The sequence below is a fragment of the Enterobacter sp. SA197 genome, assembly GCF_054131575.1.
This window is the reverse complement of sequence record NZ_CP096393.1, coordinates 3,399,810-3,424,920: the sequence shown is the minus strand read 5'-3', so window position 1 is coordinate 3,424,920 and position 25,111 is coordinate 3,399,810. Positions and strand designations below refer to the sequence as shown.

24 protein-coding genes are annotated in these 25,111 nt (G+C 53.3%); 15 read left to right on the top strand and 9 right to left on the bottom strand.

Features of this window, described 5'->3' with window-relative positions; genetic code table 11:
* Position 1: 1 nt before the first annotated feature.
* From M1D91_RS16125 to yfcG, 5 genes are all read right to left on the bottom strand, one after another.
* Positions 2-586, bottom strand: a complete 585-nt coding sequence (locus M1D91_RS16125) for a hypothetical protein (RefSeq protein ID WP_437430696.1) — start codon at positions 584-586, stop codon at positions 2-4.
* A gap of 3 nt (positions 587-589) precedes the next feature.
* Positions 590-1,090, bottom strand: coding sequence for a GNAT family N-acetyltransferase (locus M1D91_RS16120; RefSeq protein WP_437430697.1), 501 nt, complete (start codon positions 1,088-1,090; stop codon positions 590-592).
* 77 nt (positions 1,091-1,167) lie between these two features.
* A complete protein-coding gene (locus M1D91_RS16115) occupies positions 1,168-2,061 on the bottom strand; it encodes a TIGR01777 family oxidoreductase (protein ID WP_437430698.1) in 894 nt (297 codons plus the stop codon).
* An 18-nt stretch (positions 2,062-2,079) separates the two neighbouring features.
* A complete protein-coding gene (gene folX / locus M1D91_RS16110) occupies positions 2,080-2,442 on the bottom strand; it encodes a dihydroneopterin triphosphate 2'-epimerase (protein WP_437430699.1) in 363 nt (120 codons plus the stop codon).
* Positions 2,443-2,502: 60 nt separating this feature from the next.
* Entirely contained in the window at positions 2,503-3,132 is a 630-nt protein-coding gene (gene yfcG / locus M1D91_RS16105) for a GSH-dependent disulfide bond oxidoreductase (protein WP_437430816.1), read from the bottom strand.
* Positions 3,133-3,263: 131 nt separating this feature from the next.
* On the opposite strand from yfcG, the gene yfcF reads away from it, so the two are divergent.
* The 5 genes from yfcF (at position 3,264) to M1D91_RS16080 (ending at position 8,072) form a co-directional block, all read left to right on the top strand.
* Entirely contained in the window at positions 3,264-3,908 is a 645-nt protein-coding gene (gene yfcF / locus M1D91_RS16100; RefSeq protein WP_437430700.1) for a glutathione transferase, read from the top strand.
* Between the two features lie 11 nt (positions 3,909-3,919).
* A complete protein-coding gene (gene yfcE, locus M1D91_RS16095) occupies positions 3,920-4,471 on the top strand; it encodes a phosphodiesterase (protein ID WP_437430817.1) in 552 nt (183 codons plus the stop codon).
* 53 nt (positions 4,472-4,524) lie between these two features.
* On the top strand, positions 4,525-5,070 hold the full coding sequence (yfcD, locus tag M1D91_RS16090) for an NUDIX hydrolase YfcD (protein WP_437430701.1): 546 nt from the start codon (positions 4,525-4,527) through the stop codon (positions 5,068-5,070).
* A gap of 141 nt (positions 5,071-5,211) precedes the next feature.
* Complete coding sequence (locus M1D91_RS16085) at positions 5,212-6,273, top strand: AAA family ATPase (protein WP_437430702.1); 1,062 nt, start codon at positions 5,212-5,214, stop codon at positions 6,271-6,273.
* A 2-nt stretch (positions 6,274-6,275) separates the two neighbouring features.
* Positions 6,276-8,072, top strand: a complete 1,797-nt coding sequence (locus M1D91_RS16080; RefSeq protein ID WP_437430703.1) for a vWA domain-containing protein — start codon at positions 6,276-6,278, stop codon at positions 8,070-8,072.
* Between the two features lie 50 nt (positions 8,073-8,122).
* Here the strand turns inward: M1D91_RS16080 and pta are convergent, their stop codons facing one another.
* Together pta and ackA are read right to left on the bottom strand one after the other, a co-directional pair.
* A complete protein-coding gene (gene pta / locus M1D91_RS16075) occupies positions 8,123-10,261 on the bottom strand; it encodes a phosphate acetyltransferase (RefSeq protein WP_437430704.1) in 2,139 nt (712 codons plus the stop codon).
* A gap of 199 nt (positions 10,262-10,460) precedes the next feature.
* Positions 10,461-11,663: an acetate kinase gene (gene ackA / locus M1D91_RS16070; RefSeq protein WP_437430705.1), complete on the bottom strand. Its 1,203-nt coding sequence runs from the start codon at positions 11,661-11,663 to the stop codon at positions 10,461-10,463.
* A gap of 335 nt (positions 11,664-11,998) precedes the next feature.
* Between ackA and yfbV the strand changes: the two genes are divergently transcribed.
* From yfbV to M1D91_RS16050, 4 genes are all read left to right on the top strand, one after another.
* Positions 11,999-12,454 (top strand): terminus macrodomain insulation protein YfbV, encoded by a 456-nt coding sequence (gene yfbV, locus M1D91_RS16065; protein ID WP_437430706.1) that lies wholly within the window; start codon positions 11,999-12,001, stop codon positions 12,452-12,454.
* A gap of 85 nt (positions 12,455-12,539) precedes the next feature.
* Entirely contained in the window at positions 12,540-13,034 is a 495-nt protein-coding gene (locus M1D91_RS16060; RefSeq protein ID WP_437430707.1) for a YfbU family protein, read from the top strand.
* Positions 13,027-13,704, top strand: coding sequence for a sugar phosphatase (locus M1D91_RS16055; RefSeq protein ID WP_437430708.1), 678 nt, complete (start codon positions 13,027-13,029; stop codon positions 13,702-13,704). The genes M1D91_RS16060 and M1D91_RS16055 overlap by 8 nt, the downstream gene beginning before the upstream one ends.
* Before the next feature lie 75 nt (positions 13,705-13,779).
* Positions 13,780-15,612: an SLC13 family permease gene (locus M1D91_RS16050; protein ID WP_437430709.1), complete on the top strand. Its 1,833-nt coding sequence runs from the start codon at positions 13,780-13,782 to the stop codon at positions 15,610-15,612.
* A gap of 39 nt (positions 15,613-15,651) precedes the next feature.
* Here M1D91_RS16050 and yfbR read toward each other — a convergent pair whose 3' ends face one another.
* Positions 15,652-16,251 (bottom strand): 5'-deoxynucleotidase, encoded by a 600-nt coding sequence (yfbR, locus tag M1D91_RS16045; RefSeq protein WP_437430710.1) that lies wholly within the window; start codon positions 16,249-16,251, stop codon positions 15,652-15,654.
* Positions 16,252-16,332: 81 nt separating this feature from the next.
* Entirely contained in the window at positions 16,333-17,547 is a 1,215-nt protein-coding gene (alaA, locus tag M1D91_RS16040; RefSeq protein WP_437430711.1) for an alanine transaminase AlaA, read from the bottom strand.
* 940 nt (positions 17,548-18,487) lie between these two features.
* On the opposite strand from alaA, the gene lrhA reads away from it, so the two are divergent.
* The 6 genes from lrhA to nuoF all read left to right on the top strand — a co-directional run bounded on the left by lrhA (position 18,488) and on the right by nuoF (position 24,911).
* Complete coding sequence (lrhA, locus tag M1D91_RS16035) at positions 18,488-19,426, top strand: transcriptional regulator LrhA (protein WP_437430712.1); 939 nt, start codon at positions 18,488-18,490, stop codon at positions 19,424-19,426.
* A gap of 621 nt (positions 19,427-20,047) precedes the next feature.
* Positions 20,048-20,491, top strand: a complete 444-nt coding sequence (nuoA, locus tag M1D91_RS16030; protein ID WP_437430713.1) for an NADH-quinone oxidoreductase subunit NuoA — start codon at positions 20,048-20,050, stop codon at positions 20,489-20,491.
* A 15-nt stretch (positions 20,492-20,506) separates the two neighbouring features.
* Positions 20,507-21,181, top strand: a complete 675-nt coding sequence (nuoB, locus tag M1D91_RS16025; RefSeq protein WP_437430714.1) for an NADH-quinone oxidoreductase subunit NuoB — start codon at positions 20,507-20,509, stop codon at positions 21,179-21,181.
* Between the two features lie 90 nt (positions 21,182-21,271).
* On the top strand, positions 21,272-23,074 hold the full coding sequence (gene nuoC / locus M1D91_RS16020) for an NADH-quinone oxidoreductase subunit C/D (protein ID WP_437430715.1): 1,803 nt from the start codon (positions 21,272-21,274) through the stop codon (positions 23,072-23,074).
* 2 nt (positions 23,075-23,076) lie between these two features.
* Positions 23,077-23,577, top strand: a complete 501-nt coding sequence (gene nuoE / locus M1D91_RS16015; RefSeq protein ID WP_437430716.1) for an NADH-quinone oxidoreductase subunit NuoE — start codon at positions 23,077-23,079, stop codon at positions 23,575-23,577.
* Positions 23,574-24,911 carry an NADH-quinone oxidoreductase subunit NuoF gene (gene nuoF, locus M1D91_RS16010; RefSeq protein ID WP_437430717.1) on the top strand — a complete coding sequence of 446 codons (1,338 nt, stop codon included), beginning with the start codon at positions 23,574-23,576 and terminating at the stop codon, positions 24,909-24,911. The genes nuoE and nuoF overlap by 4 nt, the downstream gene beginning before the upstream one ends.
* Positions 24,912-25,111: the final 200 nt, after the last annotated feature.

Here is a 25,111-nt window from a genome sequence, read left to right as displayed (position 1 = left end):
TTTACCAGTTTCTCCAGGGTGAACGCGAATTATCAGCAAGGATGAAGCGGTAGCGCAGGAAGCGCCCACCGTGGTTATTGATGTGTTTCTCCACCTCGACCCTGCGGGAGCCAGGAGGAACATTTTTGTCATCCTCACAAAAGAAAATCGTGCGCTGAAGGTCATCGTCATAAAAGCGCATTCCAGCCTTACAGCTGCTAAAGCGAGCGGTCGCCGGGCCAGGGTGTTCTATTGAAAATGCCACCATCCGGCTCACCTTCTGGTCGGCAGTCAGCCTGACCAGCGCATCTGGCGTAAACCAGAACGTGACCATGACCATCATTGCCGCAAAGAAAAAAGCCTTGAAGAGCGAAAAGGGGTTACCTGCAACCAGTGCGCCTCGCATCAGGTGACGCCAGGCAAAGAACAGACCCACCACGCAGGCCAGGGTGAGGATTATCAGCATATCAGGCGCATGTTCGCTAAGGTAAACCCGACGCCCAAGCGAGGCCGTGGTGATTAGCCATCCCAACCATATTCCGAATATCGTAATCAGGATGACGTGGAGACGTTTCGATGTATTGATATGATATGTCGCCGGGGGCATCTGTTATGCCTCCTTTTCCAGGCGGTAAACCCAGTCGTCATACTTTTTGCCGTTAAGGGTGAAAGCCTGCTGAAGAACCTGTACACGCGTGAACCCGAGCTTTTCCAGTACCCGCACCGATCCCTGATTATCTGCCAGCACCCAGGCGTTGAGCGCAGTCACAGCCGTCTGCTTAAAAGCGTGATCCCGCAAAGCGGTAAGTGCCTCACTGGCAAAGCCTTTTCCCTGCGCAAAAGGGGCAATTGAATAGCCGACATCGGCCTCCTGCGGGTGCTGGGGGCTGATTTGCAGGCCAATGTCGCCCAGCGCCTCACCTGAGCTGTCGCGAATGATAAAGGCATTTTCATCACTAAGACGGGTGGTAAAGAGCGTGCGCGTATCGAACTCCGCCGCGATATTGCCCATAAAACGCATAATATCCGGGCTTTGACGCAGGGCGAGAAAAAAGGGCCAGTCGGCATCCGTAAAGGGGGAAAGCGTCAAACGCGGGGTGCGTAATATCATAAAAAAAGGCATTCCTTCCGGTGGAAAGCATTAGCTTAGCACCGGAAGGCGAGTGGTAAACCCCTGGATCAAGTGGGTCACTTCACTACGTTTTGTAGCGCTTCTTCCAGATCAAACCAGCGGAAGGCGAATCCTGACGCTTCCAGCCGTTTGGGCAGTGCCCGTTGACCTCCAAGCACCAGCACGGAAGATTCCCCCATCATCAGACGCACGGCGGTGGCTGGCGCACGCAGGAGAGCCGGGCGCTTAAGCACATGCCCGAGCGCGTGGGCGAACTGTTCGTTGCGCACCGGGTAGGGTGAAACCATGTTAAACGGACCGCGCAGATCGTTATTGAGCAACCAGATAATGCCGTTGGCCATATCATCGATATGGATCCATGCCATGTACTGACGGCCATTGCCCACGGGACCGCCGAGCCCCAGCCGGAACAACGGCAGCATTTTGCCCAGAATGCCGCCCTGAGGCGCGAAGACGACGCCGGTACGCAGCAGGCAAACGCGTGTGCTGTCGCTTTGCGCGCCGCAGGCTATTTGCTCCCAACGGGCACAGAGTTTGTGGGTAAATTCGTTATGTGGCGGTTCATCTTCATTAACCACCACTTCGCCCAGATCGCCGTAATAGCCAACGGCGGAGCCGGAAATGAGCACCGAGGGCGGCGTTTCACTCGCCTGTATCAGTTCCACCAGCTTTTGCGTTATCGACCACCGGCTTTCACACAGTCGCTGCTTTTGCCGATCAGTCCAGCGCCTGTCGGCGATGGGCTCGCCAGCCAGATTGATAACGGCGTTAAAGTCATTAAGATTGTCCAGCTCATCGAGCCCTGTCAGAAGGGCTACGCTGGCTCCTGGGATATGCCGCGCTTTGCCAGGATCGCGCGTCACCACGGTGACAGAGTGGCCTGCCTCCTGTAAACGCGGAATCAAAAAGCGGCCAATCAGGCCCGTACCGCCGGTAATCAGTATCTTCATGCCACCTCCCGGTTGCGCTTAACGCCGCCAGCTCATGGTCATCGACACCGAGTCGGCATAACGTAGCGCGTGAAGTTTATCGATCTCTACTTCAGCATATGTGACCCAGTGATGTTCTCGTGCGATGTCCAGCACATCCTGCGTTAATTTTTCCAGTAACGAGAAGCGGTTACTCTCAACATGCTGAATGATGCTTTTGGTGATGGTGCGGTAGTTCAGTGCGTCATTGATATTTTCGCTGGCGCGCGCCTGCTCCGCCGGGTAATGCACCATAACGTTGATGACGATATCCTGGCGGTTTACCACCTCTTCTTCTTTGATGCCAATAAAAGTACGCAGCCGTAAATTTTTAATACGAATGATGGCGTCGGGTTGTGACATTGCAACTTTCCTGAACGTAACGGATGTGCCCATGATACACGAGCCTCTGCGCTGCGTTTGTCAGATTTGCTGAGCGTTGTGCAGGGCGCGCTCCGTGCCAGGGCGGGAACGGATCCGCATAAACCAGTTCTGCACCGCCGGGTAGTGTTCCAGCTGGATACGCTGACGCTGATGACCATTAATCCACGGCCAGACCGCAATATCCGCAATGCTGTAGTGTTCACCGGCAAGCCAGGGAGAGGTTTCCAGGCGCTTGTTGAGCACACCATAGAGGCGCCGGGTTTCACCCTGATAACGTTCGATGGCATAGGGAATCGGCTGGGGGGCTACGTGATTAAAATGGTGATGTTGCCCGAGCATCGGCCCCAGTCCCCCCACTTGCCAGAAAAGCCATTGCAGAGTGAGGTTTCGCTCCCGCCAGTCACCACTCAGCAGTTTTTCACTCTTTCCGGCGAGATAGAGCAGTATTGCGCCGGACTCGAACAGCGTATAGGAGGGGCCTCCGTCTACCGGGGCGTGGTCGATAATGGCGGGAATTTTGTTATTGGGCGAGATAGCCAGATACTCAGGACGAAACTGCTCACCCTTACTAATATCTACCCGAATAAGGCGGTATGCCAGTTCGGCCTCTTCGAGAAAAAGAAGGATTTTCAGCCCGTTTGGAGTAGGGGCGTAAAAGAGATCTATCATCATGACTCCCGTTTCGCGGGTTATTCTCTCTATGAGTATAGGTCTTACCGGTCATGTGTGAGTTTTCATCAAGTGACACGCTTAACGAGACGTTATATTTTGTTGAAAACCTAATCGTTGAGAGGATTATCATGAGCGCACCGGCAATAACCTTATGGTCAGATTCGAATTTTTTCTCCCCTTATGTGATGGCCGTTTTCGTCGCACTGCATGAAAAGGGTCTGCCTTTCTCCCTGAAGACGGTCAATCTTAATAAAGGCGAAAACAATCTGAATAACTGGCGAGGCTACAGCCTGACGCGCCGGGTGCCGGTGCTGGAAATTGACGGTTTTGAAATCAGCGAATCTTCAGCCATTACTGAATATCTGGAAGAGCGTTTTGCGCCACCGGAATATGAACGCATCTATCCCCACGACCTGCAAAAACGCGCCCGCGCTCGGCAGATACAGGCGTGGATCCGCAGCGACCTGATGCCCATTCGCGAAGAGCGGGCAACGGATGTCATTTTTGCGGGTGCAAAAAAAGCGCCGCTCTCTGACCCGGCCCGCGAGGCGGCAGCGAAGCTTTTTGCCATTGCCGGCGAACTGCTTTCACACGGTAAACCTAATCTTTTTGGCGAATGGTGTATCGCCGATGCTGACCTCGCGCTGATGCTCAACCGCCTGGTCATGCACGGGGATGAGGTGCCGGAGCTGTTGCTCAATTATGCCGCCTTCCAGTGGCAGCGCTCGTCAGTGCAGCGCTTTGTGGCGCTGTCGGCCAGACGGGCAGGCTAAGAGAGATGACAATGAAACTGATGTTTGCCTCAGATATCCACGGTTCACTGCCTGCCGCCGAACGGGTGCTGGAACGCTTTGCCGAAAGCGGCGCACGGTGGTTAATCCTTCTCGGGGATGTGCTTTATCACGGCCCGCGAAACGCATTGCCGCAGGGGTATGACCCGGCAAAGGTGGCTGAACGTCTTAACACTCAGGCTTCACGTATTATTGCGGTTCGTGGCAACTGCGACAGTGAGGTGGACCAGATGCTGTTGCACTTTCCTGTTACTGCTCCCTGGCAGCAGGTGCTACTGCCTTCACAACGACTCTTTTTAACCCACGGTCATCTGTTTGGCCCGGATAACCTGCCGGCGCTGGCGGAGGGTGACGTGCTGGTCTATGGTCATACACATCTGCCTGTCGCGGAAAAACGGGGGGAGATTTTCCACTTTAATCCCGGCTCCGTCAGCATCCCGAAAGGGGGCTTTGCGGCAAGCTATGGGATGCTGGATGAAGGATTACTGAGCATAAAGGCACTCAATGATAATCGGGTTATTGCACAGGTCGCGATTAATCCGTAATTTACCGTTCAACTAAAAACGCGCCATAAGAGCGCCATGAAGAGACATACCTGATGGTGGAACAGAATCATTTAGCAGACACGGAGTGGGTGGATATTGTTAGCGAGGAAAATGAAGTCATCGCTCAGGCTACCCGCCAGCAAATGCGCGCGCAGTGCCTGCGCCATCGAGCGACCTACATCGTTGTGCACGATGGTATGGGTAAAATCCTGGTTCAACGCCGCACTGAAACCAAAGATTTTATGCCGGGTATGCTGGACTGCACGGCGGGCGGCGTGGTTCAGGCCGATGAAGTGTTACTCGACTCTGCGCGCCGTGAGGCGGAAGAGGAACTCGGCATTGCCGGCGTCCCTTTTGCAGAGCATGGCGTTTTTTACTACGAAGATGAACATTGCCGCGTGTGGGGCGGATTATTCAGCTGTGTTTCTCACGGGCCTTTCGCGCTTCAGGAAGATGAGGTCAGCGAAGTTTTCTGGATGACCCCGGAAGAGATAACCGCCCGCTGCGACGAGTTTACGTCTGATTCGCTAAAAGCGCTGGCGCTGTGGATGAGCCGTAACGCCAGCAACAGTGTTGAAAAGGCAGAAGAGACCGAGTAACGTCTTTGTTTCTGCATTACTGAAAACCAGTCTGTGGTTCAGCGACTGGTTTTTTTTTATAACCAGCCTCATGCATACGTCATCGACTGTACGGGCCCCCCCTGGAGTACCGCCGCAACCCTCTTAGCTAAAAGGAATTTTATGCTTTCCGCGATTCAACTTACCCCGGATGACACCTTTACTTTTCTGCTCAACGTGGCCATAACCCGCCCTGTTTTTTTATGGGGTCCGCCAGGCATTGGTAAAAGCGCCCTGATTAGGCGGTTTGCCGACGAAGTGGGTATGGAGTGCGTGTCGTTGTTGGGTAGTCAGCTTGCGCCAGAAGATTTGCTGGGCATTCCGCAAATTGACGGGAAATGCTCTCGTTTCTTCCCACCTGCCAGTATCGTACGCGAACGTCCCTTCGTACTCTTCCTGGATGAGCTCAACGCCTCATCCCATGAGATACAAAAAGCCTTTTATTCATTAATTCTCGAGCAGCGAATCGGGGAGTACCGCCTGCCCGAAGGCACTATTGTGATTGGTGCCGGCAACCGGGCAAAAGATGCTGCGATTGTGAAGCCCATGCCATCGGCGCTCATTAATCGCATGGTGCACATCCATTTGCGCGCCGATCATCGCCAGTGGCTGAACTGGGCGATTAATAGTGAAGGTATACATCCCTGGGTGGTGCAGTACATTCAGCTGCGCCCCGATCAGCTCTGGAACGAGCCGCCCAAGCATGAAGAACCCTTTTCGACCCCCCGTAGCTGGCACATGCTCTCCGATGCGCTTCACTCATTTGGTGAGGGCATTGAAGACGACATGCTGGAAGCGCTGATTTATGGTCTGCTTTCGCCCTCCCATGCGGGAAGTTTTAAAGGTTTTATTAAACAGGTGCGCCAGAAGCACACGATCGCTGCGATTCTGAAAGGTGATGCCGCCTGGCCGGACGATCCTGCGGATCGTGATGTGCTCTATTTTCTGGCCCAGTCGTTCCGTTCGCATCTGTACAAGGAGTTGCCGGAGAACGAGAAATCCCTCCGCGCTGAGCATACCCAGCTCGCTATTCGTGCGAAGGACGTGCTCAAAAGCCTTGCACGCATAAGCGTTGAGATAGCCCAGTCGGTCATGAGCGAAGATGAAAATGGCAGGACACTACCGGCCTGGTTCCTGCTGGAAGTGGCCCGCGATCTCCCTCGACTGGCGTCAAGGGGAGGCTGAGAATGCGAAAGCCTGGTCGCAACCCGGCGCTGGAGGCCTGTAACGCGGGTCTGAACATTATCAAACAACATGCGCTCTTCTCACCCATTTTCTCGCATGTTTATGAACGTATTGATAACGACCATCATTATGTCTCCTCACGTGGCTGGCTGACCCTGAGCAACCGGGGTTACCTGTGGCTGAATGCAAAACGCCACGCTACGCCAGAACAGTGGGCGCGTATGATAGCGCAGGCGCTGGCAGCGCTGGGGTTTGGCTACATAGAACCCCGCCAGCCCAGAGAGATCTGGGAGCTTGCGGTATTGACGGCCTCAATGCGTTTCTGCGAAGCCCTGAAAATTGGCACGCTGCCGGAGGAATTACAGTCGTTCCCGTTTCCGCAGGGAGGACCTTCTGACGCACAAGGCCTGTTCCGTCAGTTTACTGATGAGGGGATCTCGCGTGAGCTATCGCACTGGCGCACCATTTATGGCGGCGGCGACGACTGTTTTCTTTACGAGTCTGAACCTTCTCATCCTCGCGGCGTGACCTGGCAGTCGCTGCTTGCAGAGGGGCTGAGTAACAGCGTGAGCGATGCGCTGAACAAAGTCGGGGGCTATCAGCCGAACGGCGGCAAGACGCGTATAACTTTAGCGCAGAAAGCGCGCCGACAGATGATGACCCTTTATCCGTTACTGGGCGCGCTGGCGGCCAGCTTTGATATCGAAGAAGATGCGCAGCTGTGCAGCCAGTATGATATCGCGGTCGCCGCGATTGATGTGGGTGCTGGTAAGATTTGGATTAACCCAACCGCGCGACTGTCGGCAACTGAAATGCTGTTTGTTTTTGCCCATGAACTGCTGCACGCCGGTTTAAATCATGCGTCACGCCGACGTGGGCGGGATGCCGAACTGTGGAACGTCGCCTGCGATTTTATAATCAATGACTGGCTAATCGAGATGCAGATTGGCACGCCTCCTGCCATCGGGCTGCTTTATGACGCACAGTTTTCCGCTATGTCCGCGGAAGAGATTTACGATTTTCTCGCCCAGGATATGCGCAAAGCGCGCAAGCTCATCACCCTTCGTGGTCGCGCGGGGGGCGATATAATTGGCGAGATGGGTGACAGTCGGTTTACCGATGCCGAGGCCTACTGCCGGCGGGCACTTTATCAGGGGATGGATCGCTGCCTGTATGGCGCATCGCGCGGCACGCTGCCAGCCGGATTAATCGAAGAGATCAGAAGTCTGGCTCAGCCTCCCGTACCGTGGGATGTAGCGCTGGCAGAATGGTTTGATGAGCATTTTCCACCACCAGAGCATCGGCGCTCATACGCTCGCCCCTCAAGGCGGCAGAGTGCGACACCCGATATCCCCAGAGCCTCGATTAAAAAGCCGGACGAAGAGGAGCAGCGTTCGCGGGTATTTGGCGTGATTCTGGATACCTCCGGTTCAATGGAGCCGCAGCTGCTCGGAAAAGCGCTGGGGGCCATCGCCAGTTATGCCTTATCCCGCGATGTGTTTGCCGTGCGTTTCATCTGCTGCGACGCCCGGGCATACGATCGCGGCTGGGTGCGGCCAGAGGAGATGGTCCACCATTTCACGCTCTATGGGCGGGGCGGAACCCTACTGCAACCGGGCGTGGATCTGCTGGATACGCTCTCATTACAGGGCGATTTCCCACGCGGTGGCCCGTTGCTTATCATTACCGATGGCTATTGCGAGGATCACGTGTCAGTGAAGATGGAGCATGCCTGGTTATTACCGCAGAATAACCGGTTGCCCTTCGCCCCCCGGGGAAAGGTATTTTTCCTGAGCTGACAAAAAAGGCCCCTGTAAACAGGGGCCTTTAGCATCAGCAAGGGCAACAATTATTGCTGAGCAGACTGAATCGCGGTCAGGGCGATGGTGTAGACGATGTCATCTACCAGCGCGCCACGGGACAGATCGTTAACCGGTTTGCGCATGCCTTGCAGCATCGGCCCGATGGAGATGAGGTCGGCAGAACGCTGTACCGCTTTGTAGGTGGTGTTACCGGTGTTCAGATCCGGGAAGATGAACACGGTCGCGCGACCTGCAACCGGTGAGTTCGGTGCTTTGGATTTTGCAACATCGGCCATAACGGCGGCGTCGTACTGCAACGGACCATCGATAACCAGATCCGGACGTTTTTCCTGTGCCAGACGGGTTGCTTCACGCACTTTCTCAACGTCGCTACCTGCACCAGAGTTACCGGTGGAGTAGGAGAGCATGGCTACGCGTGGCTCGATGCCGAAGGCAATCGCGGAGTCCGCAGACTGGATGGCGATTTCTGCCAGCTGTTCTGCAGTCGGGTCCGGGTTAATCGCGCAGTCGCCGTATACATAAACCTGCTCCGGCAGCAGCATAAAGAACACGGAAGAAACCAGAGAGCTGCCCGGTGCGGTTTTGATCAACTGCAGCGGCGGACGAATGGTGTTCGCAGTGGTGTGAACCGCACCGGAAACCAGACCATCAACTTCGTCCTGCTCCAGCATCAGGGTACCCAGAACAACGTTGTCTTCCAGTTGCTCACGCGCTACCGCTTCGGTCATGCCTTTGCTCTTACGCAGTTCAACCAGACGCGCCACGTAGCTTTCACGTACCACTTCCGGGTCAACGATTTCAATGCCGGTGCCCAGTTCAACGCCCTGTGCGGCGGCAACGCGGTTGATCTCGTCCGGGTTACCCAGCAGTACGCAAGTCGCGATACCGCGTTCAGCACAGATTGCCGCTGCTTTAACAGTACGCGGTTCGTCACCTTCCGGCAGAACAACGCGTTTACCCGCTTTACGTGCGAGCTCAGTCAACTGATAACGGAAGGCAGGCGGAGAGAGACGACGGCTACGCTCGGAGGTGGCGGTCAGGGACTCGATCCAGTCAGCATTGATGTAGCTTGCTACATACTCCTGAACTTTCTCGATACGCTGATGGTCATCAACCGGAACTTCCAGGTTGAAGCTCTGCAGGCTCAGTGAGGTCTGCCAGGTGTTGGTGTCAACCATGAATACCGGCAGGCCGGTTGCAAAGGCACGTTCGCACAGCTTGCTGACACGCGAGTCCATTTCATAGGCACCGGTCAGCAGGATGGCACCGATTTCCACGCCGTTCATCGCAGCCAGACAGGCGGCAACTAAAACATCAGGACGGTCAGCAGAGGTGACCAGCAGGGAGCCTGCACGGAAGTGCTCCAGCATATGCGGAATGCTGCGTGCACAGAAGGTGACAGACTTCACGCGGCGGGTGCTGATTTCGCCTTCGTTAACGATGGTGGCGTTCAGGTGGCGAGCCATGTCGATTGCGCGGGTGGCAATCAGGTCGAAGCTCCAGGGTACCGCGCCCAGAACCGGCAGCGGGCTGGAGGCGGCCAGGTTTTCTGCATCAATCTTAATGATTTTCGCTTTGGAAGAGTCATCAAAGATTTCAGACAGGTCAGGACGAGTACGACCCTGATCGTCAACCGGCGCATTCAGTTTGTTAACAATCACGCCGGTGATGTTAGTGTTTTTCGCGCCGCCAAAGCTGCTGCGGGTCAGCTCGATACGCTCTTTGAGCTGTTCCTGAGTATCGGTGCCCTGAGACATCACGAAGACGATTTCTGCGTTCAGGGTTTTCGCGATTTCAAAGTTCAGCGACTGGGCGAACTGGTGTTTACGGGTCGGGACCAGGCCTTCAACCAGTACCACTTCAGCATCTTTGCTGTTCTCATGGTAGCGTGCGACGATCTCTTCCATCAGCACGTCTTTCTGGTTGCTGGACAGCAGGGACTCAACGTAGCTCATCTTCAACGGCTCTGCTGCAGGCAGGCCGGAGTTAGTGCGTACGATGGTGGTGGTCTGGTCTGGCGCATCGCCGCCCGCGCGTGGCTGAGCGATAGGTTTGAAGACGCTCAGACGAACGCCTTTACGTTCCATAGCACGGATAACGCCCAGGCTGACGCTGGTCAGACCGACGCTGGTTCCGGTAGGGATCAGCATGATAATACGGGACACGGTTAATCCTCTTCGTTACCGCCGCAAGTGGGCGGGTTACAAAACAGCACCGCCAGCTTCCCGTCATACTTCAAGTTGCATGTGCGTTGGCTTTCCTCGCTCACCCCAGTTACGTACTACTCGTACGCTCCCGGGGATTCGCTACGTCGCCGCCTTCCTGCAACTCGAATTATTAAGGGTTATCGCTGGCGGTGTGGTATCAGGCGGTCAGACGGCTCGCGTCCTGCGCGATGACCAGTTCTTCGTTAGTCGGGATAACGACAGCCGGACGAGTGCCTTCTTTGTTGATGAAACCGGATTTGCCGAAACGGGCAGCCAGGTTACGTTCGTGATCAACTTCGAAGCCGAGAACGCCCAGTTTACCCAGGGACAGTTCACGAACCATTGCTGCGTTCTCACCGATACCACCGGTGAAGACGATACCGTCCAGACGGCCTTCCATCAGCGCCGCGTAGGAACCGATGTACTTGGCGAGACGGTGACAGTAAACGTCCATAGCACGTTTAGCGTCTGCTTTATCCTGGTAGTTATCTTCTACATAACGGCAGTCGCTGGTGACTTCGGTCAGACCCAGCAGGCCAGACTCTTTGGTCAGCATTTTGTTGATAGCTTCAACGCTCATGCCCAGGGTGTCGTGCAGGAAGAAAATGATCGCCGGATCCAGGTCACCGGTGCGGGTGCCCATAACCAGCCCTTCCAGCGGGGTCAGACCCATAGAAGTATCAACACATTCACCGTTACGGATAGCAGAAACAGAACCACCGTTACCCAGATGACAGGTAATGATGTTCAGTTCGTTAACCGGCTTGTTCAGCATTTTCGCGGCTTCTTGTGTCACGTAGTAGTGGCTGGTGCCGTGGAAACCGTAGCGACGGATGCCGTGCTCTTTGTACAGGCTGTACGGCAGAGCATAGAGGTAAGATTCTTCCGGCATGGTCTGATGGAACGCGGTGTCGAACACGGCAACGTTCTTGTCTTTCAGATTCGGGAAGGATTTAAGCGCTTCAGCGATACCGATAAGGTGGGCCGGGTTGTGCAGCGGAGCAAACGGTGCTGCATCTTTAATACCCTGAATAACCGTCTCGTCGATAACAACAGAGCGGGTGTATTTTTCGCCGCCGTGCACGATACGGTGACCGATCGCGGTGAGCTGTGCGGACAGTTCTGGTTTTTGTGCCAGAATAGTATTAACAATAAAGTTCAGCGCTTCGCTGTGAGCGGCACCTGCACCTAAAGCCGCTTCCTGTTTACCACCGTCAATTTTCCACTTGATGCGTGCTTCAGGAAGATGGAAACATTCGGCTAAACCAGAAAGGAACTCTTCACCGTTAGCGGCATCGATGATGGCGAATTTCAGTGAGGAGCTACCGCAGTTCAGAACCAGTACTAACTTACTCGACATGGAAGTACCTATTTATGATACGTGGCTAAAAAAACGTCAGTGAGTCTCTCAGCGTAGCGCATGATGAGGCTGACATTTATGATTAACATCATGCCCGAGCAACTTTCTGGCATGATGAAAGAATACTTATGATTTTATGCCATTTTGCTCAAATTACCGACAGTGGCATAATAGGCACAAATTTGACGATTGGCGTGACCTCGTCTATGGCCCACTAAGGCCGGCACAGGATACCTGATACGCAGTCCAATTGACAAAAAATTTTAACGTTGTCATAGACAGTTGTTGTTTTGCACAATTTTTTTAATTTTTATATGTGAAGTTGAGGTAAAGCCATGTCCAATTCCGAAAAGCACCCGGTCAGTTTTTTTGGACTGTTTCGCCGGGGACAGCAGTATTCAAAAACCTGGCCTATGGATAAACGCCTCGCCCCGATTTTTGTTGAGAGTCGTGTCATTCGCGCCACCCGCTATGCCATTCGGTTTATGCCGCCGGTCGCGGTGTTTACGCTATGCTGGCAGATTGCTCTCGGTGGGCAGCTCGGCCCCGCCATCGCCACGGCCCTTTTTGCACTGAGTCTGCCGATGCAGGGCCTGTGGTGGTTGGGTAAGCGCTCCGTCACGCCGCTGCCTCCCTCTGTTTTACAGTGGTTTTATGAGGTAAGAGGCAAACTGCAGGAGGCGGGGCAGGCGCTCTCGCCTGTCGAAGGTAAGCCGGACTATCAGGCGTTAGCTGACACGCTTAAGCGCGCCTTCAAACAACTGGATAAAACTTTCCTGGATGATTTGTAATTGACCCCGGAATACGCATATAAAAGAAGGCACATAATTTATGTGCCTCTTTTTTATTGCACCGATGTGCCACAGGAGCAGAACGATGGAAATGACCAATGCCCAACGACTGATTTTATCCAATCAGTACAAAATGATGACGATGATGGATCCTGCCAATGCAGAGCGTTACCGTCGTCTGCAGACCATTATTGAGCGTGGTTATGGTTTGCAGATGCGTGAACTGGACAGAGAGTTCGGTGAGCTGAAGGAAGAAACCTGTCGCATCGTCATCGACATCATGGAGATGTACCATGCTCTGCATGTCTCCTGGGCCAACCTGAAGGATGCACAGGCCATTGATGAACGCCGCGTGACCTTCTTAGGCTTTGATGCCGCAACGGAAGCGCGTTATCTGGGCTATGTGCGTTTTATGGTTAACGTCGAAGGGCGTTATACCCACTTTGATGCAGGCACGCACGGTTTCAATGCGCAAACGCCAATGTGGGAAAAATATCAGCGCATGCTCAGTGTGTGGCACTCCTGCCCGCGTCAGTATCATCTGAGCGCCAATGAGATTAATCAGATCAGTAATGCTTAAGGAGCGACACGTGCAGTGCAAAGGATTTCTTTTTGACCTCGATGGCACGCTGGTGAATTCTCTGCCGGTTGTGGAACGTTCATGGTGTGAATGGGCCGACCGCTTTGGTATTGCCCATGACGAGGTGCTCAATTTTATTCATGGCAAACAGGCCATCACCTCGTTACGCCACTTCATGCCTGGCAAAACCGAAGCCGATATCCAGGAGGAGTTTACCCGCCTGGAAGCGATCGAGGCCAAAGATACCGATGGCATTGTCGCCTTACCGGGTGCCGTTGAGCTGCTTAATCATCTAAACGACCTCGGGATCCCCTGGGCGATAGTGACCTCCGGTTCTGTTCCTGTTGCCCATGCACGTCATCGTGCTGCTGGCCTGCCGATGCCGGAGGTATTTGTAACGGCAGAGCAGGTGGCGCGTGGGAAACCCGAACCCGACGCATATCTGCTGGGCGCAAAGTTGCTTGGTCTGACACCGGAATCGTGTGTGGTGGTGGAAGATGCGTCCGCTGGCGTACTGTCGGGTCTTGCGGCTAACTGCCATGTTATTGCGGTGAATGTGCCTGCGGATTCGCCACGGCTTGATGAAGTCGATTTTGTCCTGACCAGACTGGATGAGGTTACGGTGGGCAAACGAGACGACGGTTCGGCAGTGGTCACCCGAAAAGCATGAGACATGATTTAGCCCCGCACCGTCGGGGCTTTTTTATGGCATGATTTATCTCCCCATTTAAAACAAGGAAATGTTGTGAACGGTGAGTTGATTTGGGTTCTGTGCCTGCTGGCGATTGCAGTCGTGCTTTTTGCGACGGGTAAGGTTCGAATGGATGCCGTGGCGTTGCTCGTTATCGTGGCCTTCATCCTCAGTGGAACCCTGACAATGACGGAAGCCCTGTCCGGGTTTAGCGATCCCAACGTCATTCTGATTGGCGCACTGTTTATTATCGGCGAGGGGCTGGTTCGTACCGGGGTGGCAACCAGTATGGGGGCCTGGCTGATGAAGATGGCCGGCAGCAGTGAGATCAAAATGCTGGTGCTGCTAATGCTTACCGTTGCGGGGCTTGGCGCCTTTATGAGCTCAACCGGCGTGGTGGCTATCTTTATCCCGGTGGTACTGAGCGTCTCGATGCGCATGCAAATCTCACCGTCACGCTTAATGATGCCGCTCAGCTTCGCCGGACTTATCAGCGGTATGATGACGCTGGTGGCGACGCCACCGAATCTGGTGATTAACAGTGAACTCCTGCGTGAAGGTCTTGAGGGGTTTAGCTTTTTCAGCGTGACACCGCTCGGGCTGGTCATCCTCGTGACAGGCATCCTTTATATGCTGCTGATGCGCGTTATGCTCAAAGGCGAAAAAGAAGAGCATCAACGCGATAGCTGGAAGCGTCGAACCTTTCGCGATCTCATTAAGGAGTATCACCTCACCGGACGAGCCCGCCGTCTTGCTATTCGCCCGGGATCGCCGTTAATCGGGCAGCGCCTGGACGACCTTAAACTGCGCGAACGCTACGGCGCTAACGTCATTGGCCTGGAACGCTGGCGACGCTTTCGCCGGGTAATAGTCAACGTCACCGGCGGGTCGGAATTCCGTGCAAGAGACGTGTTGCTCATTGACATGTCTGCGGCCGATGTTGATTTACGCCAGTTTTGTGGGGAACAGTTGCTCGAGCCGATGATCCTGCGTGGTGACTATTTTTCCGACCAGGCGCTGGATGTGGGCATGGCCGAAGTTTCACCGATGCCGGAATCAGAAATGCTCGGTAAGACCATCCGGGAAATTGGGTTTCGTAGTCGCTATGGCATTAACGTGGTGGGATTCAAGCGTGATGGTGTAGCCATGTCAGGTGTCGTGGTGGATGAGCCACTGCAGTTGGGTGATATTATGCTGGTGGTCGGCAACTGGAAACTCATCCGCCAGATGAGCCAGAACGGGCGCGATTTTCTGGTGCTGAATATGCCTGTTGAAGAGAGCGCCGTGTCGCCCGCGCACAGCCAGGCACCTCACGCCGTCTTTTGTCTGGTGCTGATGGTCGCTCTGATGCTGACCGACGAAATCCCCAATCCTGTTGCGGCGATTGTAGCCTGCCTGCTGATGGGGAAATTTCGCTGTATAGATGCCGAGAGTGCTTATAAAGCTATCCACTGGCCCAGCATTATTTTAATTGTAGGAATGATGCCTTTTGCACTGGCATTACAAAAGACAGGCGGCGTTGATTTAGTGGTTAAAGGTCTGCTGGAGTTTGGTGGCGGCTACGGCCCTTATATGATGCTCTTTTGTCTGTTTGCGATGTGTTCAGCCATCGGGTTGTTTATCTCCAATACGGCGACGGCGGTGTTAATGGCGCCGATTGCGCTGGCCACAGCAAAATCAATGGCGGTTTCGCCTTATCCATTTGCGATGGTGGTAGCCATGGCGGCGTCGGCGGCATTTATGACTCCCGTCTCTTCACCTGTTAACACGCTTGTGCTGGGGCCAGGCCATTACCGGTTCAGTGATTTTGTAAAAATCGGTGTGCCTTTCACCTTCCTGGTGATGGTGGTGTGTGTGGTAATGATCCCGGTGCTGTTTCCGTTCTGACAGGCTTCCCTCCCCGGCAGAGAGGGAAGAAAAGGGCAGTTACAGGGGCGAATCCTGACTTATTTCATCCAGTGACAGGTGGAAGCTGGGTACAAAGACCTGCATGAAATAGTCCATTTCCTGGGTACGTCTGGCCTCAAGGGTCTTTTCAAGACGAGTTTTGGCCAGGCGAAACTCATTATTTCCCGCAGACATCTCTTCCAGGCATTTCAGATACGCGCACAGGGCATCTGCCTGTTTCACAATCGCTTTCTCTTCAGCACTGTATTGATGCTCATCGATAAGCGGAGAGAAGATATCGCGAAGCTCCTCAGGCACCATATCAACCAGTTTTTGTTGAGCAATTTTCTCTATGGCTTTGTATTCCTGAGCGATTTGCGAATTGAAGTATTTTACAGGTGTCGGTAAATCGCCGGTAAGCACTTCAGAGGCATCATGGTACATCGCCAGCAACGCAATACGTTCCGGGTTCACTGTCCCACCGAATTTGCGGTTTTTGATGGCTGCCAGGGCATGCGCCACCATCGCAACCTGCAGGCTGTGCTCGGAGACGTTCTCCGTCCTGACGTTACGCATTAAAGGCCAGCGGTTGATAAGTTTAAGGCGAGATAAATGTGCGAAGAAATGACTCTGACTCATAAGTGACCTTGTCTGTAACTGCGACGGTGGGTCATTGTGCGCAGACCTGGGGGGAAGATGCAAATCCTCCCCCCGACACGATTACTGGTGGTAACCGGACAAGAAACGACCGAAACGGGTAATAGACATTTCCAAATCGTCCACGCGCGGTAAGGTCACGATGCGCACATGGTCAGGCCAGGGCCAGTTAAAGGCGGTGCCCTGTACCAGCAACACTTTTTCCTGCAGCAGGAAATCCAGAACCATCTTTTGATCGTCGTGGATAGAAAAGCGTTTCGCGTCAATTTTCGGGAACATATAAAGCGCGCCCTGAGGCTTAACGCAGGAGACGCCCGGGATCTCATTGAGCAGTTCCCAGGCACGATTGCGCTGCTCATAAAGACGTCCGCCCGGTACAATAAATTCGCTGATGCTCTGGTAACCGCCGATAGCGGTCTGAATCGCATGCTGCGCAGGAACGTTGGCGCACAGTCTCATGGAGGCCAGCATCTCCAGACCTTCAATATAGCCTTTTGCATGCTTCTTCGGCCCGCTCAGTACCATCCAGCCCTGACGGAAGCCCGCCACACGATAGGTCTTGGACAGACCGTTGAAAGTGATGGTGAACAGATCCGGTGCCAGTGCCGCAATGGAGTGGTGCTCGGCATCATCGTAGAGAATTTTGTCGTAAATTTCGTCGGCAAAAATAATCAGATTATGCTGGCGCGCAATCTCCACAATCTCCATCAACAGCGCTTTCGAATAAACCGCACCGGTGGGGTTGTTGGGGTTGATGATGACGATACCGCGGGTACGCGGCGTGATTTTTGCGCGAATGTCGTCGAGATCCGGGAACCAGCCCGCAGACTCATCACAAAGGTAATGCACCGCTTTTCCGCTGGACAGCGAGACTGCGGCAGTCCAGAGCGGGTAATCCGGAGCCGGAACCAGCATTTCATCGCCGCTATTTAGCAGAGCCTGCATCGACTGTACGATAAGTTCGGACACGCCATTGCCAATATAAATGTCTTCAACCGTGACATCCCGCATGCCGCGCGCCTGATAGTGCTGCATGATGGCTTTGCGTGCAGAATAAAGGCCTTTCGAATCGCAATACCCCTGCGCCGTGGGCAAATTACGAATCACATCAACCAGAATCTCATCCGGCGCATCGAAGCCGAAGGGGGCGGGGTTGCCAATATTTAACTTAAGTACTTTATTGCCTTCTTCTTCAAGGCGCTTAGCCTCTTTAAGTACCGGCCCACGAATGTCGTAACAGACGTTATCTAATTTGCTGGATTTTTCAATGGAGGACATGAACGTTGAACCTTTTAGCTATGGATGCCACTCCCTGCCGTGGAAGTCAGCACGGAATAATGTACTCCCACAACGGCTCGTTTTGAAGGGTTGGCAGGAGAAGATTTTGCCTTAACCACATCACATTTAACGATTTTTACACTGGAATTATTGCCAAAATCTCTATCTTTTCAGGGTAAAACACTATAATTCAGTGATTATATTTACTATCCCAATTTTGTTGCGAATTTTATGCTAAAAAGAAGTCCCCAGGCAGCGTGGGGGAAAACTGGCGATAATCTCATCAGTCTTATAAACCTTCATCAGGACGATGAAAATCATGGACCCGGAAGAAATTATCAACGGTAATCGACTAAACTGTAAGAGCATTGTTAAGTATTATTTATACATAGGGCTATTTCCCTTTTTGTATATTTAATATTGAGAATGGTTACGATCAATAACAGTAATATTAATAAGATTAAGTAGCTCGCGAGTTAATGTTATGCTTCAGATTAATCGCAATAGGACTTATAAATATAAGGGTTTTAGGTTAAACTGCCGTTCGAAATGGTGCACATGAGAGTCCCCGCTTGCTTTGTGGACTATTTCTGCCTGTCCGTTGTCTGTTATTACAAGTTTTAACTCCCGGTTAGCCATATGTATGGGCTGTATATGAGACATCCGTTATCTACAGTCGATATTGTTGCAAAAAAATGCTTTTCCCTTAAAAGGATTAACATGTATTCGTATGGTTTATATATTCAAAAAGAAGGGAGTCGTAAATAACGACGCGACGTTCGCCTGGGATCACATGGCGAACTATAAGCACCAGAACTTTCAGTCAGGTTGACCAGGCTATAACTCTGCTGGATGCACATTTTAAAGGGAATTGCTTAAATCTTACGCGCACAGCATAAACCCGGGTAACTCCGAGTGAGGAACCCGTAAGTGAAAAATTATGATAAATGCAAATCGTCCGATACTGAATCTCGACCTCGATCTGCTGAGAACCTTCGTTGCGGTCGCTGATTTGAACACGTTCGCTGCGGCAGCCGCTGCGGTTTGTCGCACCCAGTCTGCGGTCAGTCAACAAATGCAGAGGCTGGAGCAGTTGGTTGGAAAAGAGCTTTTCGCCCGTCACGGTCGTAATAAGCTTCTCACCGAACACGGCATTCAGTTACTGGGCTACGCCAGAAAAATTTTACGCTTTAATGATGAAGCATGTACCTCGCTGATGTTTAGCAATTTACAGGGGGGGCTTACGATTGGCGCGTCTGATGAATCGGCCGATACCATCCTGCCGTTCCTGCTCAACCGTATAAGTTCGGTTTACCCAAAGCTGGCGTTAGATGTTCGTGTAAAACGTAACCCTTTCGCCGGGGAAAGGTTGCAGGAAGACGATGTTGATTTGATTGTGACCACCCACCGATCAGGCCTGGAGAACTGCCTGACACTGAGGACGTCTCCAACCCACTGGTATTGCGCGGCTGATTTTATGCTGCAAAAAGGCGAGGCGGTACCTCTGGTGCTGCTCGATGAACCCAGTCCGTTTCGCGAGCTCATCCTTAACGCGCTGAACGCCGCTGACGTTGCCTGGCGCATTGCTTATGTTGCTTCGACTTTGTCAGCGGTCAAAGCCGCCGTAAAGGCAGGGTTGGGCGTCACGGCACGACCTGTTGAGATGATGAGTCCCGATCTGCGAGTGCTTGGCAATACGGAGGGATTACCCGCGCTTCCTGAAACCGAATATGTGCTCTGCGTCAACGCCCGTAGCCAGAATAAACTGGCGCAGGTCATTTTCCAGGCGATGGAGCACTACCAGAATCCGTGGCAGTATGGCACGCGTGCCACCGAAGGAGGAGGCGACTCGCTGGTCGCGGAGGATGATTTTGGCTGACAGGCACGGCAAAAACTGGTAACAAATTGTAAATGCAAAAATGGACCGCTGATGGAAAAAAGCAAGTCATCGGTTCATTTTTGACACCAATGCTTATGGATGAGCGAAATGAAAATTATAAAATGCTGCTATATCAACAGATTAACAATCTTTCCTCCACAATTCCCCTTCATGTTCTATAGTTTTTAGTGATACTGCGGCATGTTAAAAATCAGGCTATTTTGTTGCCGTTTTTAGTGATGAATTAACAAAAGCGTGTCTCAGATCAAGAAAATACTCCCACAGAGGGGGAGGAATCCGTGCAAAATCCTGTCAAAATAAGAGGGTAATTTTTGTAAAACCTCACAACGGACACGATTCAACACCCTAAAAGATCATGGGCTTCGTCGAGGTTGAATAAGAAAACGGCATTTAATGTTAATGAGTTGCTGCCGATGTAAACTAATGTGAGGAAACTTTTGTTAAAGTTGACAAAAGGTTATAGAAAGGAGTAAAACCCACATCGTTTGGCTGACTTGTCAAATTCTTACTTAACGTGTGGTTTTATTCCTCCCCATGAATCGATGTAGCGCCATCTGCCGAAAAGAGCAGAGTAGTAAGCGCTACCTTTTGAGCTAAGCAATGCGTATGTCAACATCCACTGAAATCATCGCTCATCATTGGGCGTTCGCAGTCTTTCTTATTGTCGCAATTGGCCTGTGCTGCCTGATGTTGCTCGGCGGCTGGTATCTCGGCGGTCGCGCACGCGCAAGACACAAAAACGTTCCTTTCGAATCGGGTATTGATTCGGTCGGTACCGCACGCCTGCGTCTCTCCGCTAAGTTCTATTTGGTGGCCATGTTCTTCGTCATCTTCGATGTTGAAGCGCTCTATCTGTATGCATGGGCAACTTCCATTCGCGAGAGTCGTTGGCTCGGTTTTGCCGAAGCCGCAATTTTCATTTTAGTGCTGCTGGCAGGTCTTTTTTATCTGGTGCGAATCGGCGCGCTGGACTGGACGCCGTCGCGTTCACGTCGTGCTCAAATCAACCCAGAGACTACCAACTACACTAATCGTCAACGCTAACCGCGAGGCAATAAGATGGATTATACGCTCACCCGCATAGATCCCAACGGTGAGAACGACCGTTACCCCCTGCAAAAACAGGAGATCGTAACCGACCCCCTGGAACAGGAAGTTAACAAAAGCGTCTACATGGGCAAACTCGAAAATGCCCTGCATGACATGGTTAACTGGGGCCGCAAAAACTCAATCTGGCCTTATAACTTCGGGTTGTCCTGCTGTTATGTCGAGATGGTGACCTCCTTCACCGCCGTGCACGACGTTGCGCGTTTTGGTGCTGAGGTACTGCGTGCTTCCCCACGTCAGGCCGACCTGATGGTGGTTGCAGGAACCTGTTTTACCAAGATGGCCCCGGTCATTCAGCGTTTGTACGATCAAATGCTGGAACCAAAATGGGTTATCTCCATGGGCGCATGCGCTAACTCCGGTGGGATGTATGACATCTACTCCGTGGTTCAGGGCGTCGATAAATTTATCCCCGTGGATGTCTATATCCCAGGATGTCCGCCGCGTCCTGAAGCCTATATGCAGGCTCTGATGCTGTTGCAGGAATCCATTGGTAAAGAGCGCCGCCCGCTGTCGTGGGTCGTTGGCGATCAAGGTGTATACCGCGCCAACATGCAGTCGGAACGCGACCGCAAACGCGGCGAGCGTATTGCAGTCACGAATCTGCGTACGCCTGACGAGATTTAATTTGCGCCTGCGGGTTGTGGCATCAATCTTCGCATTTTAATAATCAACTAACGCGAAGCCATACCTGACAGTCACCACGGAAATTTTGCAATGGTGAACAATATGACTGACTTAACTGCGCAAGACGCCACATGGCAGACCCGGGATCACCTTGATGATCCCGTCATTGGCGAACTGCGCAACCGTTTTGGGCCGGATGCCTTTACCGTTCAGGCGACCCGCACCGGGGTGCCCGTAGTATGGGTGAAGCGCGAACAGTTACTGGAAGTGGGCGATTTCTTAAAGAGACTGCCAAAACCTTACGTCATGCTGTTTGATTTACACGGCATGGACGAACGTCTTCGCACGCACCGCGCGGGTTTACCTGCCGCGGATTTTTCCGTTTTCTACCACCTGATTTCCATTGAACGCAATCGCGATATCATGCTCAAGGTGGCATTGTCTGAAAACGATCTGCGCGTACCGACGTTCACCAAACTTTTCCCGAACGCCAACTGGTATGAGCGTGAAACCTGGGAAATGTTTGGAATTGATATTGAAGGCCACCCTCATCTGACGCGCATCATGATGCCGCAGACCTGGACAGGCCACCCGCTGCGTAAAGACTATCCGGCGCGTGCAACCGAGTTCGATCCCTTTGAGCTGACCAAAGCCAAGCAGGATCTGGAAATGGAAGCGCTGACCTTCAAACCGGAAGACTGGGGCATGAAGCGCGGCACCAGTAACGAGGACTTTATGTTCCTCAACCTGGGTCCTAACCACCCCTCTGCGCACGGTGCTTTCCGCATTATTCTTCAGCTTGATGGCGAAGAGATTGTCGACTGCGTCCCGGACATCGGTTACCACCACCGTGGTGCTGAAAAAATGGGTGAGCGCCAGTCCTGGCATAGCTACATTCCTTACACCGACCGTATCGAGTATCTCGGCGGTTGCGTGAACGAAATGCCGTATGTGCTGGCCGTTGAGAAGCTGGCGGGTATTACTGTCCCGGCGCGTGTGGACGTGATTCGTGTGATGCTCTCTGAACTGTTCCGCATCAACAGTCACCTGCTCTATATCTCGACCTTTATTCAGGACGTTGGCGCAATGACGCCGGTCTTCTTTGCCTTCACCGATCGTCAGAAAATTTACGATCTAGTGGAAGCGATCACCGGTTTCCGTATGCACCCGGCCTGGTTCCGTATCGGTGGTGTGGCACACGATCTGCCGCGCGGTTGGGATCGTCTGCTGCGTGAATTCCTCGACTGGATGCCAAAACGTCTGGCTTCGTATGAGAAAGCCGCGCTGCGCAACAGCATTCTGAAAGGGCGTTCTCAGGGTGTTGCCGCCTACGGCGCGAAAGAAGCGCTGGAGTGGGGCACCACGGGTGCAGGCCTGCGTGCTACCGGGATCGATTTTGACGTGCGTAAGGCGCGCCCTTACTCCGGTTATGAAAACTTCGACTTTGAAGTGCCGGTTGGTGGTGGGGTATCCGACTGCTACACCCGTGTCATGCTGAAAGTTGAAGAGCTGCGCCAGAGTCTGCGCATCCTTGAGCAGTGCCTCAACAATATGCCGGAAGGCCCGTTCAAAGCGGATCACCCGCTGACCACGCCGCCGCCGAAAGAGCGCACGCTGCAACATATCGAAACCCTGATCACGCACTTCCTGCAGGTTTCCTGGGGTCCGGTCATGCCGGCGCAAGAATCCTTCCAGATGATTGAAGCGACCAAGGGTATCAACAGTTACTACCTGACCAGCGATGGCAGCACCATGAGCTACCGTACGCGCGTGCGGACGCCAAGCTTCCCGCACCTGCAGCAGATACCATCCGCCATTCGCGGTAGCCTGGTTTCCGACCTGATTGTGTATCTGGGTAGTATCGATTTTGTTATGTCAGATGTGGACCGCTAATTATGCACGAGAATCAATTACCAGAAACCGAGGCCTTTGAGCTGAGTGCGGCAGAGCGTGAAGCCATTGAGCACGAGAAGCATCACTACGAAGACCCGCGTGCGGCGTCCATTGAAGCGCTGAAGATTGTTCAAAAACAGCGCGGTTGGGTGCCGGATGGGGCGATTTACGCCATCGCTGAGGTGCTGGGCATCCCGGCAAGTGATGTCGAAGGCGTTGCCACCTTCTACAGCCAGATTTTCCGCCAGCCGGTGGGGCGTCATGTGATTCGCTATTGCGACAGCGTGGTCTGCCATATTACCGGCTATCAGGGCATTCAGTCTGCGATTGAAAGCCATCTGAAAATCAAGCCGGGCCAGACGACGTTTGACGGACGCTTTACGCTGCTGCCGACCTGCTGTCTGGGCAATTGCGATAAGGGGCCAAACATGATGATTGATGAGGACACTCATGCACATCTGACCCCGGAAGGCATCCCCGAATTACTGGAGCGGTATAAATGAAAGACGTTATCCGTACTCCCGAAACGCATCCGCTGACCTGGCGTCTGCGTGATGACAAACAGCCCGTGTGGCTGGATGAATATCAAAGTAAAAATGGTTATGCCGGCGCGCGTCGTGCGCTGTCGGGTATGGCCCCGGATGAAATCGTCAATGCGGTCAAAGACTCTGGTCTTAAAGGCCGTGGCGGCGCTGGCTTTTCCACCGGTCTGAAGTGGAGCCTGATGCCCAAAGACGAGTCCATGAACATTCGTTACCTGTTATGTAACGCTGATGAAATGGAGCCGGGTACTTATAAAGACCGTTTACTGATGGAGCAACTGCCGCACCTGCTGGTGGAGGGCATGCTCATCTCCGCGTTTGCGCTGAAAGCGTATCGGGGCTACATCTTCCTGCGCGGTGAGTATATTGAAGCCGCCGTGCACCTGCGTCGTGCGATTGCCGAAGCGACCGAAGCCGGTCTGCTTGGCAAAAACATCCTCGGCAGCGGGTTCGACTTCGAACTGTTCGTGCACACCGGGGCAGGGCGCTACATCTGTGGTGAAGAGACTGCACTGATTAACTCCCTCGAAGGGCGTCGTGCTAATCCGCGCTCCAAGCCGCCTTTCCCGGCAAGTTCGGGCGTATGGGGTAAACCGACCTGCGTCAACAACGTCGAAACCCTGTGTAACGTCCCGGCTATTCTGGCGAACGGCGTTGAGTGGTATCAGAACATTTCGACCAGTAAAGATGCCGGCACCAAACTGATGGGCTTCTCAGGTCGCGTGAAAAACCCCGGCTTGTGGGAGCTGCCATTTGGCACTACCGCACGTGAAATCCTGGAAGATTATGCAGGTGGTATGCGTGACGGCCTGAAATTCAAAGCCTGGCAACCGGGTGGAGCGGGTACCGATTTCCTGACCGAGTCTCACCTGGATCTGCCAATGGAGTTTGAAAGCATTGGCAAAGCGGGCAGCCGCCTGGGTACGGCGCTGGCGATGGCGGTCGACCACGAAATTGGCATGGTGCCGCTGGTGCGTAACCTGGAAGAGTTTTTCGCCCGTGAATCCTGCGGCTGGTGTACACCTTGCCGTGACGGTTTGCCGTGGAGCGTGAAAATTCTGCGTGCGCTTGAGCGTGGCGAAGGCCAGCCCGGGGATATCGAGACACTTGAGCAACTGTGTCGTTTCCTGGGTCCAGGTAAAACCTTCTGCGCGCATGCGCCAGGTGCGGTTGAACCCCTGCAAAGCGCGATTAAATATTTCCGAGAAGAATTCGAAGCAGGCATCAAGCAGCAGTTCAGCAATACCAACGCCATAGGCGGTATTCAGCCGAACCTGTTGAAAGCGCGCTGGTGATAGGGGTATCTCGCCCAAACGCGATACCTGAGAAATTTCGATTAATGCCTGAGTAATAACCCAATCCTTCGCACTGTAGCAAGGCGGCAACAGAGCGAATTCCGGAAAAGGGAGTCAACTGAACTCGCCGGATGAGAGATGGCAACCAACGCGACAACAGCGTGAAGGGTGATGGTTATTTGGGCCAACTGGAAGCATGC

Bases quoted from the DNA above. Each gene is read 5' to 3' on its own strand.
- M1D91_RS16125 (WP_437430696.1), bottom strand. From the start codon at position 586: ATGCCCCCGGCGACATATCATATCAATACATCGAAACGTCTCCACGTC.
- M1D91_RS16120 (WP_437430697.1), bottom strand. From the start codon at position 1,090: ATGATATTACGCACCCCGCGTTTGACGCTTTCCCCCTTTACGGATGCC.
- M1D91_RS16115 (WP_437430698.1), bottom strand. From the start codon at position 2,061: ATGAAGATACTGATTACCGGCGGTACGGGCCTGATTGGCCGCTTTTTG.
- folX (WP_437430699.1), bottom strand. From the start codon at position 2,442: ATGTCACAACCCGACGCCATCATTCGTATTAAAAATTTACGGCTGCGT.
- yfcG (WP_437430816.1), bottom strand. From the start codon at position 3,132: ATGATAGATCTCTTTTACGCCCCTACTCCAAACGGGCTGAAAATCCTT.
- yfcF (WP_437430700.1), top strand. From the start codon at position 3,264: ATGAGCGCACCGGCAATAACCTTATGGTCAGATTCGAATTTTTTCTCC.
- yfcE (WP_437430817.1), top strand. From the start codon at position 3,920: ATGAAACTGATGTTTGCCTCAGATATCCACGGTTCACTGCCTGCCGCC.
- yfcD (WP_437430701.1), top strand. From the start codon at position 4,525: ATGGTGGAACAGAATCATTTAGCAGACACGGAGTGGGTGGATATTGTT.
- M1D91_RS16085 (WP_437430702.1), top strand. From the start codon at position 5,212: ATGCTTTCCGCGATTCAACTTACCCCGGATGACACCTTTACTTTTCTG.
- M1D91_RS16080 (WP_437430703.1), top strand. From the start codon at position 6,276: ATGCGAAAGCCTGGTCGCAACCCGGCGCTGGAGGCCTGTAACGCGGGT.
- ackA (WP_437430705.1), bottom strand. From the start codon at position 11,663: ATGTCGAGTAAGTTAGTACTGGTTCTGAACTGCGGTAGCTCCTCACTG.
- yfbV (WP_437430706.1), top strand. From the start codon at position 11,999: ATGTCCAATTCCGAAAAGCACCCGGTCAGTTTTTTTGGACTGTTTCGC.
- M1D91_RS16060 (WP_437430707.1), top strand. From the start codon at position 12,540: ATGGAAATGACCAATGCCCAACGACTGATTTTATCCAATCAGTACAAA.
- M1D91_RS16055 (WP_437430708.1), top strand. From the start codon at position 13,027: ATGCTTAAGGAGCGACACGTGCAGTGCAAAGGATTTCTTTTTGACCTC.
- yfbR (WP_437430710.1), bottom strand. From the start codon at position 16,251: ATGAGTCAGAGTCATTTCTTCGCACATTTATCTCGCCTTAAACTTATC.
- alaA (WP_437430711.1), bottom strand. From the start codon at position 17,547: ATGTCCTCCATTGAAAAATCCAGCAAATTAGATAACGTCTGTTACGAC.
- lrhA (WP_437430712.1), top strand. From the start codon at position 18,488: ATGATAAATGCAAATCGTCCGATACTGAATCTCGACCTCGATCTGCTG.
- nuoA (WP_437430713.1), top strand. From the start codon at position 20,048: ATGCGTATGTCAACATCCACTGAAATCATCGCTCATCATTGGGCGTTC.
- nuoB (WP_437430714.1), top strand. From the start codon at position 20,507: ATGGATTATACGCTCACCCGCATAGATCCCAACGGTGAGAACGACCGT.
- nuoC (WP_437430715.1), top strand. From the start codon at position 21,272: ATGGTGAACAATATGACTGACTTAACTGCGCAAGACGCCACATGGCAG.
- nuoE (WP_437430716.1), top strand. From the start codon at position 23,077: ATGCACGAGAATCAATTACCAGAAACCGAGGCCTTTGAGCTGAGTGCG.
- nuoF (WP_437430717.1), top strand. From the start codon at position 23,574: ATGAAAGACGTTATCCGTACTCCCGAAACGCATCCGCTGACCTGGCGT.